Origin of the sequence: Effusibacillus lacus, from assembly GCF_002335525.1 — a bacterium.
GTDB lineage: Bacteria > Bacillota > Bacilli > Tumebacillales > Effusibacillaceae > Effusibacillus > Effusibacillus lacus.
Genome location: NZ_BDUF01000029.1, coordinates 93,728 through 108,423 on the forward strand (window position 1 = coordinate 93,728; position 14,696 = coordinate 108,423).

Below are 14,696 nucleotides of genomic sequence, written 5' to 3' on the forward strand. Positions count from 1 at the left end.
AGACCAGCTTGCAAAAGGCGCTCGACAGTCTCAAATTTCAAATGAGCCGCAGGGTGGAAAAGAAACGAATTACCGAAACGGAATACAAAATGGCTTTTGCCCGCATGCATCTGACCACCGATTTGGCTGAAGCTGTCGGCACCTCCGATTTCATTGTTGAAGCGATTGTGGAGAAGTTGGAGGAAAAAAGACAGCTTTTTGCCAAACTGGATGAGCTGGCACCAAAACATGCGATCTTGGCCACCAACAGTTCCACCATTGTCAATTCGAAGATCGCAACTGCCACCAGTCGACCTGACAAGGTATGCAACATGCACTTCTTTAATCCCCCCTTGAAAATGGACCTGGTTGAGGTGGTGACGGGGCCGGAGACATCGGAAGAAACTGCCCGGACTGCGGTTAAACTTGTCAAAAAACTCGGCAAGACCCCCATTTTGCTCCGCAAAGAGATTTCCGGTTTCATTGCCAACAGGTTGCTCGGAGCCATGAACCGGGAAGCGTTAAGCCTTCTGGAACAAGGAATTGCAACACATGAAGAGATTGATCTGGCAGCCAGGGAAGCCTTGGGACATCCGATGGGACCTTTCGCTTTGATGGACATGACGGGTCTTGATGTCAATTATTACGTCCAATTGCAGCAGTATGAAGAATCGGGAGATCCTTTGTTGAAACCTTCCCGCATTCTGCAGGAAAAATTTGAAAAGGGAGAGCTCGGACGAAAATCCGGCAAAGGATTCTACACCTATTGATGAACAAAGGTCTGATCTTTATAAAAAGGTCAGACCCGATTTTCACATTTATATGCCGATTTATTTTTTTGCAGGAAGGAGTCAACGTGAGACGCAGGCAGTCATACTGCTGAAGATGCTCTACTGAAAGCCGCCAGGTTTCGGCAGATCCGCGCTCCGTGAACAAACAGCAAGGTCGGGGCTCCGGGGGTTCCGTGCCGTTCATAGTAGATTCCTTCATTTTCCACCAAACAATACTCCATTTCACCACTTCCTAGATAAACTTCTGCTCACAAGTTTTCGTTTCGATTCTTCAGACTATTAACGCATACTTAAGTAGATTAGTGGATAGGGATAGTCACAAGAGAAATCATGTTTCAGAGTAAAACAAAAGAATCAATAGTCGAATTCTACCGACCAGTCGGTTTCATAATGAGTGAAAAGGGGGAATTTTCTGTGGAATCGGTGGGTTTGCAGGAAAAACAGCGGTAATAAAGGTTTGTAGATACCATCGCCCGGCATAGTAAAAAGTCTCAAGGAGGGAATCATCATGATCGACTTTGAATTAACTGCGGAACAACGCGAAATCCAAAAACTGGCACATGAATTTGCGGAAAAGGAGATCCGCCCCGCGGCTCCCCATTACGACGAGACCGAGGAGTTCCCTTGGGAGATTGTAAAGAAGGCTCACAAGATCGGCCTCACCACCTTTTCCTATCCAGAGGAGTTTGGCGGGGGCGGCATTGATGACCCTATTTCCAGCTTGCTTGTATCAGAGGAACTGGCCTGGGGCTGCGCCGGAATCGCGGTGGCGATTAACGGCACCCACCTGCCTATGGCTGCAATCATGGCGATGGGAACACCGGAGCAAAAGAAACGCTGGATCCCGATGATGACCGACCCGGAAGACTGTAAAATCGGCGCGATGGGACTCACCGAACCGGGAGCCGGATCGGACGTATCCTCCATTCAGACAACAGCCAGAAGGGAAGGAGATTATTACGTTCTGAACGGAACCAAACAGTTTATTACCAATGGCGGGATTGCCGATATCCATGTGGTATTTGCCACTCTTGACCGCGGCAAGGGGTGGGGAGGCGTAGCGGCCTTCCTGATTGACGACAAGCACACTCCCGGCTTTTCGATGGGACGCAAAGAAAAGAAAATGGGCGTGCGTGCTTCTCATACCGCTCAGATCATTATGGAGGATGTTCGGGTGCCTGTCGAAAACCGATTGGGTGGTGAACCGGGAGATCCGGACCATGTACCCGGCTATCTTGGGGCCCTGAAGATGTTGGAGCACACCCGCCCCGGCGTAGCTGCTTCCGCCCTTGGCATCGCACGGGCCGCTTACGAATACGCTTTGGGATATGCCAAAGAACGGATCCAGTTCGGGGTTCCGATCATCGAACATCAGGCGATTGCCTTCAAGCTGGCGGATATGGCAACAAAGATTGATGCGGCAAGGCTCCTTGTGTGGAGGGCAGGATGGTTAAGACATAAGGGAATCGGTTTCAAGCGGGGAGAAGGCAGTATGGCCAAGCTGTTTGCCGGAGACGTGGCGATGGAGACGACAATGGAAGCGATTCAGATTCTTGGCGGGTATGGATTCATCAAGGAATACCCGGTGGAAAAATGGGCCCGTGACGCCAAGATCTATCAGATCTGGGAAGGCACCGCCGAAATCCAGCGATTGGTCATTTCCAGAGCGATCGCCAAATATGGTCGTTAAATCCCTAGATGAAGAATATGCAAGATCAACCCGGTACGGTCGGATCATAGCTCCGCCGACGTTCAGCCGCACCTTTGATTACGGTGTCATTCCAGACTTGCAATTCAAGCGGGAGGGCCTGATCCATGGCGAGCAGCACTTTGAATATTACAGACCGCTTTATGCAGCCATACCAGTGAAACGGACGTCAAATCGCTTCAGATCACCCTCTATTCCCACAATGTCTGCGCCGGGTTTTGGCGGAGGAAGCCAGGAAAAAGGCTTAGGCGGCGGGTTAAACCGATTGCTGTAGGGGACCGGTCAGGTGTTTTTTCAGAATATGGTTTCATGCATGGAACAGGGAACCGGAGGTGAAAAGAATGGACCTGTTTTTTCAACAAGCGATCAACGGTTTGGTGGTAGGAAGCATTTACAGTTTGGTGGCATTGGGGATTACGCTGATCTATGGAATTATGCACCTGCCCAATTTTGCTCATGGTCATCTCTATATGTTGGGTGCTTATTTTACGTTCTTCATGATGACCCTATATGGGTTCAGTTACTGGCCTGCCATCTTGGTATCGGTCGCAGCCCTCGTGTTGATTGGGATGTTGCTGGAGCGGATCGTGTTTCGTCCCCTTCAGAATGCGCCTCACATAAACTCGATGATAGCGGCGGTCGGCGTCATGTTGTTTATCGAAGCAACCGCACGTGTCTTGTGGGGATCTGACTACCGGCGTCTGGACTCTCCGTATGGCGGTGTTATCAACTTATTTGGCATAACCATTACCCAACAAAGATTGATCGTGATTATTGCTGCTATCGTATTGATGGTTGGACTGAATCTGTTTTTGAAGCGAACCGTCGTTGGGTCAACCATTGAAGCAATGGCCCAGAGCAGGGAAGGGGCTTTCCTGGTTGGGATCAATGCCAACAGGGTGTCCCTTCTGACCTTTGCCATCGCATCGGGACTTGCAGCCGCCGCTGCCTCTCTGGCCGCCCCCATCAACCTGGTCTACCCTTCCATGGGAGCCATGGTAAATCTCAAGGCATTTGTCATCATAGTCCTTGGCGGTATGGGCAGTATTCCGGGGGCCGTGTTGGGGGGATACATCCTCGGCATGGCGGAAAGCATGTCCGGAACCTATGTGAACAGCGAATATAAAGATCTGGTCGCGTTTATTCTGCTGGTGTTGATCATGACGGTGAAACCGACGGGGCTGTTTGCAAAGGAGGTGCGATAAATGAATACGTTGGCGGCCTCCAAAAGTACAGTGCCGATACTTCTTCTTATATTGCTTCTCCTTATATCGCTGCTGATTCCATGGCTGACTTCCAATACGTACTTCCTGCATATCCTGATCTTGATATTTATCTGGACCATTGCAGTCAGCGGTATGAATATCATAGCAGGTTTCACCGGACAGTTGTCACTGGCACAGGCAGGATTCTTCGGAATCGGAGCTTATACCTACGGGTTGTTGATGTCTAAAGCGAATCTGGCATATCTTCCGTCGCTTTTCATTGCTATTTTGTTGACAGGCATCATCGGTGCAGCTGCAGGGGTCGTATCACTGCGGACAAAGGGTCATTACTTCTCGATTTTTTCCCTTTGTGTGGGCGTGATCATTCTGTTGGTGATTGAAAAATGGGAGTCTCTGACGGAAGGGGTTCGCGGTCTCCTGGGGATTCCGATTCCCAAGATTGGTTCTTTTGAATTTGCCAGTGTGGAATCTCAATATTACCTGATCCTGTTCTTTCTGGTTTTTGCCATGTTTCTGAATCACAGAATCGTAAATTCATTGGTTGGCAGAACATTTGTGTCCATACGCAACAGTGAAGAGCTGGCAGAGGCACTAGGCATAAATGTAATGCGCAACAAGCTCCTGGCTTTCGTTCATTCCACTGTTCTGGCAGGCTTGGCAGGGGCGTTGTACGCCGGATACATCCGGTTCCTGGGACCTGAAGTGGCTTCGGTCGAGCATACATTTGAGATGCTTCTTTATCTGCTGGTAGGGGGTATCGGTACTCTTTGGGGACCGTTGGTGGGCACGGCACTGGTTACCGTCCTGATGCAATTGCTGCAATCCTGGCAGGAGTATCGAATGGTCATCTTTGGACCCCTGCTGGTCTTGCTGGTCATGTACCTTCCATATGGAATCATTGGGGCATTCATTCGGCAGCGGATGAAACGACAGGCAGGCAAGGCGATCCAGGAAACCGACGAAAACATGCAGAAGGGGACGAAGAACCGGAAGATGTCGGGGGGTGGACTGGATGCTTAAAGCCGAACAGGTAACAAAGCGCTTTGGTGGAAATACGGCTGTCAATGCAGTCGACTTCACAATCAACGAAGGGGAAATCACAGCGATAATCGGACCCAACGGGGCGGGGAAAACCACTTTTTTCAACCTGATCTGCGGGTATTTCCAACCCACGTCGGGCCGCTTAACCTTTGAGGGTCAGGATGTTACAAGGAAACGTTCCCATCAAATGGCGAAACTCGGCGTGGCACGCACCTTTCAAACCACCAAACTGTTTGAACAAGCAACAGTCCTTGACAATTTGATTGTTGGGCACAGGCTTCGGACCAAGAGCGGATTGTGGGATGCCGTAATGAGAACCCGGCGGTACAAAAAAGAAGAGCACAAGTGCAGGGAGAAAGCGCTGCAGGTGCTTGATCTGGTGGGAGTGCTCCCGTTGGCTGACCGGCCGGTGGCAAGCATTTCGCAAGAAGCCCAAAAGAGAGTGGCTATTGCACTGGCGCTGGCTACAGACCCGAAGTTGATTTTGCTGGACGAACCTGCAGCCGGCATCAATGCGGACGAAACCAGCGGCTTGGCCGATCTGATCCTGAAATTGAAGAGTTCGGGATATACGGTCTGTATTATTGAACACAAAATGCAGATGATCATGAAGTTGGCCGACCGTATTATGGTACTCAATCAAGGCGCCAAAATAGCCGAAGGCACACCACAGGAAATCAGCCAGAACGAAACGGTGATCGAAGCCTATTTGGGAGGGGCCTATCATGCTTAAATTATCAGACTTATCAGTCAAGTATGGAAGCTACACCGCACTTCATTCCATCGATCTGAAAGTGAACCAGGGGGAACTTGTGGTTTTGTTGGGGGCCAACGGTGCGGGAAAGAGCACCATTTTCAAGACGATCAGCGGCCTTCTCAAACCTGTTGCCGGCCAGGTCGAATTCATGGGTCAACCAATTGGCGGCATGCCTCCCGACCGGATCGTGAAAGCGGGCATTGCCCAATGTCCGGAAGGAAGAAAACTGTTTGCGGATATGCCTGTACTGAAGAATTTGATTCTGGGTGGCTACGTACACCGGAAGGACAAAGCGGGGGTGGAAGCTATCTTAGAGTGGGTCTATGAGCTGTTTCCCATCCTTTATGACAAGCGCAATGACACGGCAGGCTCGTTAAGCGGCGGACAGCAGCAGATGGTGGCCATTGCAAAGGCTTTGATGGCAAAACCGAAGCTGCTTCTTTTGGATGAGCCCTCCGTCGGCTTGGCTCCTCTGGTTGTTGAACAAATGTTTGAAACGATTGCCGAAATCAACCGGAACGGGACCAGCATTCTGCTGGCGGAACAAAATGCATACGCCGCATTGCAGATTGCTCATCGGGGATATGTGATCGAGAATGGGCGGATTGTGCTGGAAGGCACAACCGATATGTTGAATGACAATGAGGAGGTGAGACGGGCGTACATTGGCGCTTAATAACGGAGCAAGGCAGATCGGATGAAAATTATGGTGGGAAAGTCAGACTGTGTGAAAAGGGAGAGGATCAAGATGCAACGCAAGTGGAAATCGCTTCTGGCGACGTCAGCAGCAGCTTTCCTGTTGTTCCTGACTGCGTGCGGCAGCCAGCCATCCTCCGGTGGCGGAGGAGGAAGTGCAGGCGGAGGCCAGGGCAAAGTGGTCAATATCGGGTGGTCCGGCCCACAAAGCGGGGGGGCGGCGCTCTATGGCAAGAACACTCTGGACGGTCTTGAAATGGCTGTGAATGACATCAATGCTGCCGGCGGGATCAAGGTGGGGAATGACAGGGTAACTTTGAAACTGGTGGCGCTGGACGACAAATACCTGCCAAACGAAACTGCCACCAATGCCCGCCGTCTGAAGACGGAAAGCAAAGCGACGATTATCTTTACTCCGCATTCGGGCGGAACGTTTGCCATGCAGCAATTCAATGTCCAGGAAAAATTCCTGGTTGCCGCATACACCAGTGAACCTAAAGTGACAGAAGTCAAGAACCCGCTTACCGTTCGGATTCCTCCACGATATGATATTTATCCGAAGACCTTCTCCGAAGAGATGATCAAGCGGTTCGGCAAGAAAGCGGCGCTGGTTCCCGGAACCCACCAATACGCAAAGGACTGGTCGGTTCTGTTCAAGAAGGTATGGACGGGTCTTGGCGGGGAGATCGTTGCCGAAAACCCGGTGGACTACAATAAGGAAAGTGACTTTGCCCCGGCCATTACCAAAGCGCTTGCTGGCAAACCGGATGTACTGTTTGTTGGGGGAGCTTCCCAACCAACTGCCCTTGTTATTAAAACAGCCCGTGAACAAGGGTTCAAGGGTGGAGTCATCATGATGGACCAGGCCAAAGTGGAAGAAGTTGGGCCGATTTTGAAAGACCCGAAAATGATGGAAGGCGTTATTGGCGTGGCGCCGGCGTCCGAATATCCGACTGAGGGAACCAAGAAATTCGTGGAGGCATATAAGAAGAAGTTCGGAGCCGACAAGATCCCCACATCGGAAACGGCATATCATTACATGGCCATGCATGTGTTTGCAAAAGCGATGGAGCTGGCCGGCACAACGGATGATCCTGCCGCTATCCGCGCCAAAATTGACGATGCATGCAAACAGCTGACTGACAATGAGATTCCCTCGCTTGCCAAAGGGCTTTCTGAGGACGGTGCCCTGAATACCGCTCCGAGAGCCACAACGATGAAAGACGGAAAGTTCGTTGAACTTCCGCTTCCCACCCAGCCATAACGTTACTTAAGGAAAATGCTTTCCCACAATTGTGGGGGAGCATTCTTTTTTGCACTTGTAGGAAATTATAAATTAATAATGTAACAAGTATAAGTGCACTTGGGGCCCCGCCAAAGTGCTTGTCACTTTGGTGGGTGTAGCTTTGCCATTCGCCAAGGAAAGCACTTGGCGAATGGCAAGTTTTCTTTATATGATAGACTCAACATGTTCAGTTCTGGGGTGAATTTATGCAGCATGGAGACCGCATCAAAGTGGTAAGAGGGATCCATATCCGGGTCCGGAAGGCATATAAAGAGCGGATATTGTTCGGCGGAGTATACGGTTCCACCGCCATTGGGAGAGACACAGAGTATTCGGATATTGAAATGATGTATGTAATGAGAGAGGGGTTCCCGGCCAAAAATTTGACTTTCCTATACCAGGGACTACCGGTGGAAGTGAATTTCCTTCCTGTTGATGCGATCGGGAGCTGGTTTGAGAAGATCGACCTTGCGCTGCCGATTCACATGGGCAATGTCTCTACATTGCAGCTTTGGATCGGGGAAGACCGGCACAGGGAGGAAGTTTTGGCAAGATATGCCCAGATGCCTGATGAAGCCATCGCCCGATTTTTCATAGAGCATGGTTCGGAAATTGCTTACGAGTCATTTAACAAGATTCAATCCATTCCGAGAAGGGCCAATAAACGGGATCGGGAATTGTTCGTCTATGAAGTGGCACACGAAATTGCTCTCGCGGTGGCGCTGATTAACCGAAAACCTTTAACAAAAGGCTATATGTCCGGCATCAAAGAAAGTTATGAATTTGAGGAAGTGCCTGATGACTACAAAGAATTGGCGGAAGCGTTTCTGAATTCGGCAGATGTGAAAGAATCCATCGAAACGGGCCGCCGGCTGCTGGAAAGCTACGAAAGGTTTGTCCGGAAAATGGGATATAAGGTTCGGAGTGTCCAGACCCTGGATGAAATTGATTGGACGTCATGAAAAAACCCGCTTGCTACTGCAGCGGGTTTTTTGCTCCCGCTGACATGTAGCGTTCAAGCAATGAGGTGAGAAGGTCAATGGCAATTTCGTTGTGCCCGCCTTCCGGGATGATCAGGTCCGAGTATCTCTTGGAAGGCTCCACAAATGCTTCATGCATCGGCTTAACCGTTGTCAGGTATTGATCGTATACAGACTCCAGACTCCGGCCCCGTTCATTAATGTCCCGCATGACCCGGCGCAGAATCCGGACATCGGGATCGGTGTCAACAAATACTTTAATATCCATTTGTTCCCGAAGCGCCCGGTCAGAAAGAATCAGGATCCCTTCGATGACTACCACAGGCTTTACGGGGACGTGGGTGGTCTTGCAAGTCCTGGCGTGTTGTGAAAAATCATAAATCGGCACTTCAATGGCCTGTCCCCTGCGCAATTGGTCCAAATGGTTCAATAACAGTTGATTGTCTACCGAATCGGGATGGTCATAGTTGATATCCTTCCTTTCCTCGAACGGAAGATGTGTGAAATTTTTATAATAGGAATCCTGTGAGATCAGTGCCACATTTTCATCGCCCAGTTTACTGACAATGGCTTGGGCGACCGTTGTCTTCCCCGAACCGGAACCTCCGGCAATCCCTATAACCAGCATGGATGAAACCTCCCTTACGAAATACCATTCTACATCGAAAGCATAACGATAGCAAAGAAAAGCTTATCGATAACCATACTCATTTCATCCGTTCACAGATCCGCAATCAATTCTGTCTGTTGTTCATAATTCGGAAACCAATCCTTCCCAGTCTGTTAACACCTCTTTCAATTCAAACTAAGTAAAATTTTTAATAAGAAAGAGTGATCGATTTAACAGACAAAAAGAGGCGATGAGTATGGCCGGTTGGCAGGCATTGTTGAAAACGCTCGTTGGAGGAGTGGCAGCTTACGAATTGCTGCGTTTGATGCAAAAAGGTTCCAAGCCGACTCTTCGTCCCCCCGGTGCAAGGGATGAAGACGAATTCCTTGCATTGTGTTCCCGCTGCGGAAAATGCAACCAGGCTTGTCCCTATGACTCGATACAGATGGCATCGGTTGATTTCGGCTTGGGGTTGGGAACTCCATACATTACAGCGAGGGACAATCCCTGCTGGCTGTGTGAGGATTTTCCCTGTGTCAATGCTTGTCCGACAGAAGCGCTTTCAGGCATTAAGGTACGGTCCGATGTGAAAATGGGGGTTGCCGTCATCAACAAAGACGCCTGCATTGCCTACAAGGGCTTGCGTTGTGAAGTCTGTTACAGGGAGTGCCCGTTGATTGACGAGGCTATCACTCTGCAATATTCATTGAGGCCGGGAGACAACATTCACGCGCTGTTTGCTCCCGTTATCAATCCGGAAAAATGTGTGGGATGCGGAATTTGTGAACACAAATGTGTTGTTTCCGATCCGGTTGCAATCAAGGTTACACCTAGGGGAGCGGGTGAATTGCTATGAGAGCGTCGGTCAAGAAATGGATGATTCTTCGCAGGACTGTCCAGATTCTGATTCTGTTGTTGTTCCTGTCCCCCCTGTTCCTGGTCAAGGTGGAAGGGGACAACTTCTTCTACGGCTCTTTGGCATCCTCCCAGATCTTTGGCATTCAGTTGTCCGATCCGCTGGGGGCCTTGCAGGTTACCCTTGCAGCCAAAGAACTGCATTGGGGATATCTTGGATCCGCCTTACTCATTCTCACGGCGTACTTGCTTCTGAGCGGGCGTGTGTTTTGCAGTTGGGTATGCCCGGTCAATACGCTTCTGGAAACAACGGATCTTCTGCGAAAGAAATTGAAACTTCCCGACAAGCGCTTTGCCCGCAATACAAAGGTATACGTAATGCTGGCGGTACTTGGTTTGTCTTTTGCCATCGGTGTTCCCGTGTTTGAGATTATCTCCCCGATCGGGAGCGTGATGAGAAACCTGTTGTTCTTGTGGGGGATTGGCCTATTTTTCCTGACGGCCATTGTCCTGTTCGATCTGTTGGTATCCAAGAGAGGCTGGTGCCGATATTTTTGCCCGGTCGGAGGGTTTTATCAGTTGATCGGCAGATTTGGCCTGTTTCGGGTCAGGATTGATCACGACAAATGCGTGCACTGCCAACAATGCAAGAAGGTTTGTTTCGCCGAACCGTCCATTTTGGAACCGGCAATTACAGGGAAGGAAAGTTTTGTTTCTGCGGGGGACTGCAGCTTGTGCGGTGCCTGCGTCGATGTATGTTCGCACCAAGCCCTTACTTTGGGCTTGAGGCCATATAATCAACCCGCCCAAGCGGGGAAAAGCATGACCACAAACCCATAAGGAGGTCAAAAAATGAAACTGACTCGCCGAAGCTTGCTGAAAGCAGCAGCGGTCTCCGCAACGCTGGCTGTCGCAGGATGCAGCAAAAGTGACAAGACAACCACGAAACCTGGACAAGATCCGGCTCCGGAGCAACTTTCCGCCATACAGCCGGATCAATGGAAAACAACTGTCTGCCGTTTCTGCGGTACCGGTTGCGGTGTTCTTGTTGGAGTGAAAGACGGAAAGATCATCGGCACCAAAGGGGATCCGGATAACCGGTCCAGTCGCGGTTTGAACTGTATCAAAGGGTTCTTTGTATCGAAGATTCTTTTTGGAAAAGACCGCTTGACCAAGCCGTTGATCCGGGACGACAAGACCAAGAAGGGCACCCGCGAAGGCTTCCGGGAAGCCACCTGGGAAGAGGCTCTCACCCTTGTTGCCAACAAACTGAAGGAAATCCATGAAAAAGATGGCCCGGGGGCGATTGCATTCTGGGGTTCCGGCCAGCAGACGATCATGGAAGGGTATGCTGCCGTGAAACTCTGGAAAGCGGGACTTTTGTCCAACAACATTGATCCGAATGCCCGTCTCTGTATGGCAAGCGCAGTCGCAGGGTTTATGACAACATTCCAATCGGATGAGCCGATGGGTTGTTATGACGACCTGGACAAGGCTGATGTGTTCGTTACCTGGGGTGCCAATATGGCGGAAATGCACCCGGTTCTGTATTCACGTTTAACCGCGCGCAAACTCAGCGGTAATGGGGTAAAGCACTATGACCTGACGACCCGTCGCTCCCGCACGTCCGAAACGGCTGATGTAGTGATGGTGTTTCGGCCGCAAACGGACCTGGCCATTGCCAATGCCATTGCAAACTATCTGATCCAAAACGAAAAATATGACAAGAAGTTTGTGGAAACACATGCGCAATTCAAGTCGGGTACGGAAAACCTCGGCCATTCCATAGAGGACAATTACGACTCGACAGATATTGGCAAGATTGCAGATCAAACCAAGCCTATAACTTTCGAAGAATACAAGAAACGTGTAAGCGAATACACTTTCGAGAAGGCTTCCCAACTCTCGGGCGTACCGGCCAAGGACATTGAAGCGCTTGCAAAGGAATTTGCGGATCCAAACAAGAAAATTGTGTCACTCTGGACCATGGGCATGAACCAGCATACCCGTGGAACCTGGATCAACAACCTGGTGTATAACCTGCATCTGTTGACCGGCAAGATTTCTGAACCGGGCAGCGGTCCGTTCTCGCTCACCGGTCAGCCAAGCGCTTGCGGTACTGCCCGTGAGGTCGGTGTATTCTCGCACCGCCTGCCGGCTGACCTTGTGACAGCGAACGCCGATCACCGCCGTTTCACCGAAATCTGCTGGAACCTGCCGGAAGGTTATCTTGAACCGCTTTCAAAGCCGGGTATGCACACCATTAAAATGTTCCGCGAGATAGGCAACGGCAAGGTGAAGTTCCTCTGGTCCATGTCCAATAACTGGGGCCAAACCATGCCAAAGCTGAATCGATTCCGCGGAAACGATGCTAACGGCAAAGGATTCATAGATGCATTCATCGTTGTGTCGGAAGTATATCCGACCCGATCCACCGAAATGGCGGATGTGGTATTCCCGGCTGCCATGTGGGTTGAGCGTGAAGGACAGTTTGGCAACGCCGAGCGCCGCACATCGATTTTCGAAAAGTGCGTCGAGCCGCCGGGCGAAGCAAAATGGGATTTGTGGGCCATTGTCCAAGTCGCCAAGCGTGTACTGAAAGACAAGAAGATTGGCGACAAGGACGCATTCGAAGTATTGTTCGGAAGTATCTGGGACAAAGAGAAGAACGACCTGATTGCAGACCAGACCAAAGTAAACTCTACCCTCTGGGAAGAATACCGGAGATTCAGCAACGCAGATATGCACAAGGGCCAGAAAGGCGAAGAACTTGCCAAGAAACTGAAGATCAATGCGAAACAATTGGCTCCTTACGACGAATATTTAAAGCAGCACGGCATACGCTGGCCGGTGCGCCTGCATAACGGCAAATGGACCGAGACCCTCTGGCGTTACAAGTGGGGTAAGCAGGAAGAAGGTTTTGACCAGTACGGCGTGGAGCAATACGGCAACAAAGACAACTATAAGAACATCGATTTCTATAAGGCTACCGATCACAAGCCGACCATCTTTTTCCGTCCGTTCGAAGATGCGGCTGAAATTCCCGACAAGGAATATCCGTTCTGGCTCTGCACCGGTCGTGTGCTTGAACACTGGCACAGCGGTTCCATGACCCGCCGTGTGCCTGAACTTCACCGGGCTGTTCCGGAAGCATTCTGCGAGATCCATCCGGAAGATGCCAAGGAACTTGGAATCAAAGACAACGACTGGGTGAAGGTTGTATCCCGCCGTGGAGAATGTAAAGTAAAAGCGACTACGAAAGGACGGGGCAATCCTCCAAGGGGATTGGTGTATGTACCGTTCTTTGCGGAAGAAACCCTGATCAACCTGGTGACTCTGGACGCTTATTGTCCGATTTCCAAACAGCCTGACTACAAGAAATGCGCTGTTAAGATCGTCAAGGCGTAAAGGGGGGATCGTGATGTTTACCTACAAAAAACAGTTTTTTATCGCTATGGCCGGAGCCCTTGTCATGGTTCTTGCGTTCATAGGATTCGCACCGAAAGACAGCGATAAGCCTGCAGCGGATCAATCCGCCGGGCAATCCAATGCGCAGCAGGCAGTTTCGAAGGAGAAGTCACCCTTGCAATTTCCGCAGTTGAAAGACAGCGGCCGTGGAGACGCGGCAACCATGCAATTGATCGGTTCACCCCCGATGCAGCCGAAAGATCATATTGACCGCTGGATTCCGGAACAACACGAGAAAAGCTGCTTGGCCTGCCATGGCGTGAAAGAAACGGGTGCTCCCACGCCTCCGCCCAATCATTGGTATGAAGAGAAACAGGGCGGCAAGATTTTCCGCGATTACTGTATCCAGTGTCATGCCCAGCAAAACGACAGCAAGCCGGCCTTCAACAGGGAAAACTAGGAGGGTTGCGAATGGTCATATCCGGAATTCTGGTGCTGGCAAAACAAGGGAAAACAGAAGAAGTAGTTGTGTCTTTAAAGGAGATTTCCGGAGTTGAGGTTCATCACGTAGAAGATGAGAAGATCGTCATAACCCTGGAGAGCGAAACCATTGACTCGAGTTACGAAGTTTCCGAGCAGTTGGAGAAAGTGGACCATGTGGCGGGTGTCTACCTGGTTTATACCAATTTTGAGGATGACCCCTCATTAGATTTGGAGTATCGGGCTTTTGACAAGTAATACCAAACTTCGGGGGACGTTGCGGAGAGGCGGGAGGATGGTCCATGAAAGTACCGTCGGAAATTGAAAAAATGAATCGGAGGGATTTTCTTAAAAGCAATGTAAAATCCCTTTTCAAGACGGTGACCATTCTTGTGCAAGACCATTTTGACACCGCCAGGAAGCATGTGCGTCCTCCGGGAGCTTTAAACGAGTCGTCCTTTTTGCTCACCTGCAGCAGATGCGGAGATTGTTCAATATCCTGTCCGCAAGGAATAATCATGACGCTTGATACAGGCTCGGGTGCTGCGGTAGGAACGCCCTATTTGAATCTAGAGGCAAACCCGTGTACCATGTGTATGAAATGTGTTGATGCATGCAGAGATGGAGCACTTGAATTGAAAAACGGTCGGAAGCCCAAAATCGGCAGGGCTGTGGTGATTCGAAACAACTGCATAGCGGAGCGGCAAACCATCTGTGATTATTGTGTCCGGTCCTGCCCTCAGCCGGGAGCATTGTCTTTTGTTGATGGGCGTCTGCAGGTGGACTCCGATTTGTGCAATGGCTGCGGGCATTGCGCGTCAAGCTGCATTGCAGAATACCGGGCTATATACATTGAGCCTGTATAAAAGGAGGAATTTGG

At 50.3% G+C, this 14,696-nt stretch carries 16 protein-coding genes and 1 pseudogene; 15 read left to right on the plus strand and 2 right to left on the minus strand.

Annotated elements, in window-relative coordinates; genetic code table 11:
* Nucleotides 1–749 (plus strand): 3-hydroxyacyl-CoA dehydrogenase family protein (locus tag EFBL_RS07285; RefSeq protein WP_231705707.1); only part of this gene is annotated, 749 nt, incomplete at its 5' end.
* 101 nt (nt 750–850) lie between these two features.
* On the opposite strand, the gene EFBL_RS20495 is transcribed toward EFBL_RS07285, so the two are convergent.
* Nucleotides 851–991: a hypothetical protein gene (locus EFBL_RS20495; protein ID WP_165912515.1), complete on the minus strand. Its 141-nt coding sequence runs from the start codon at nt 989–991 to the stop codon at nt 851–853.
* Nucleotides 992–1,281: 290 nt separating this feature from the next.
* On the opposite strand from EFBL_RS20495, the gene EFBL_RS07290 reads away from it, so the two are divergent.
* The 8 genes and pseudogenes from EFBL_RS07290 (at nt 1,282) to EFBL_RS07325 (ending at nt 8,445) form a co-directional block, all read left to right on the plus strand.
* Entirely contained in the window at nt 1,282–2,460 is a 1,179-nt protein-coding gene (locus EFBL_RS07290) for an acyl-CoA dehydrogenase family protein (RefSeq protein ID WP_096181510.1), read from the plus strand.
* 7 nt (nt 2,461–2,467) lie between these two features.
* A pseudogene (locus EFBL_RS21135) lies at nt 2,468–2,623 on the plus strand (FAS1-like dehydratase domain-containing protein); the annotation flags it as partial.
* Nucleotides 2,624–2,819: 196 nt separating this feature from the next.
* Nucleotides 2,820–3,683 (plus strand): branched-chain amino acid ABC transporter permease, encoded by an 864-nt coding sequence (locus EFBL_RS07300; protein WP_096181483.1) that lies wholly within the window; start codon nt 2,820–2,822, stop codon nt 3,681–3,683.
* Complete coding sequence (locus EFBL_RS07305; protein WP_096181484.1) at nt 3,684–4,724, plus strand: branched-chain amino acid ABC transporter permease; 1,041 nt, start codon at nt 3,684–3,686, stop codon at nt 4,722–4,724.
* Nucleotides 4,717–5,478: an ABC transporter ATP-binding protein gene (locus EFBL_RS07310; protein WP_096181485.1), complete on the plus strand. Its 762-nt coding sequence runs from the start codon at nt 4,717–4,719 to the stop codon at nt 5,476–5,478. Before EFBL_RS07305 ends, EFBL_RS07310 begins: the two co-directional genes overlap by 8 nt.
* Entirely contained in the window at nt 5,471–6,178 is a 708-nt protein-coding gene (locus tag EFBL_RS07315; protein ID WP_096181486.1) for an ABC transporter ATP-binding protein, read from the plus strand. Before EFBL_RS07310 ends, EFBL_RS07315 begins: the two co-directional genes overlap by 8 nt.
* 72 nt (nt 6,179–6,250) lie before the next feature.
* Entirely contained in the window at nt 6,251–7,462 is a 1,212-nt protein-coding gene (locus EFBL_RS07320) for an ABC transporter substrate-binding protein (protein WP_096181487.1), read from the plus strand.
* 227 nt (nt 7,463–7,689) lie between these two features.
* Complete coding sequence (locus tag EFBL_RS07325; RefSeq protein WP_096181488.1) at nt 7,690–8,445, plus strand: kanamycin nucleotidyltransferase C-terminal domain-containing protein; 756 nt, start codon at nt 7,690–7,692, stop codon at nt 8,443–8,445.
* 13 nt (nt 8,446–8,458) lie between these two features.
* Here EFBL_RS07325 and udk read toward each other — a convergent pair whose 3' ends face one another.
* Nucleotides 8,459–9,091, minus strand: a complete 633-nt coding sequence (udk, locus tag EFBL_RS07330) for a uridine kinase (RefSeq protein WP_096181489.1) — start codon at nt 9,089–9,091, stop codon at nt 8,459–8,461.
* A gap of 238 nt (nt 9,092–9,329) precedes the next feature.
* On the opposite strand from udk, the gene EFBL_RS07335 reads away from it, so the two are divergent.
* The 6 genes from EFBL_RS07335 to EFBL_RS07360 are packed head-to-tail and all read left to right on the plus strand — an operon-like array spanning nt 9,330 to nt 14,682.
* The gene (locus EFBL_RS07335) at nt 9,330–9,929 is read left to right on the plus strand and encodes a 4Fe-4S dicluster domain-containing protein (protein WP_096181490.1); all 600 of its coding nucleotides are present in this window, start codon (nt 9,330–9,332) and stop codon (nt 9,927–9,929) included.
* Entirely contained in the window at nt 9,926–10,768 is an 843-nt protein-coding gene (gene napH, locus EFBL_RS07340) for a quinol dehydrogenase ferredoxin subunit NapH (protein WP_096181491.1), read from the plus strand. Before EFBL_RS07335 ends, napH begins: the two co-directional genes overlap by 4 nt.
* A 12-nt stretch (nt 10,769–10,780) precedes the next feature.
* The gene (gene napA / locus EFBL_RS07345; protein ID WP_096181492.1) at nt 10,781–13,336 is read left to right on the plus strand and encodes a nitrate reductase catalytic subunit NapA; all 2,556 of its coding nucleotides are present in this window, start codon (nt 10,781–10,783) and stop codon (nt 13,334–13,336) included.
* A gap of 13 nt (nt 13,337–13,349) precedes the next feature.
* On the plus strand, nt 13,350–13,796 hold the full coding sequence (locus EFBL_RS07350; protein ID WP_096181493.1) for a nitrate reductase cytochrome c-type subunit: 447 nt from the start codon (nt 13,350–13,352) through the stop codon (nt 13,794–13,796).
* A gap of 11 nt (nt 13,797–13,807) precedes the next feature.
* Nucleotides 13,808–14,074: a chaperone NapD gene (locus EFBL_RS07355; protein WP_096181494.1), complete on the plus strand. Its 267-nt coding sequence runs from the start codon at nt 13,808–13,810 to the stop codon at nt 14,072–14,074.
* Nucleotides 14,075–14,118: 44 nt separating this feature from the next.
* On the plus strand, nt 14,119–14,682 hold the full coding sequence (locus tag EFBL_RS07360; RefSeq protein ID WP_096181495.1) for a 4Fe-4S dicluster domain-containing protein: 564 nt from the start codon (nt 14,119–14,121) through the stop codon (nt 14,680–14,682).
* The last annotated feature ends 14 nt before the right edge of the window (nt 14,683–14,696 follow it).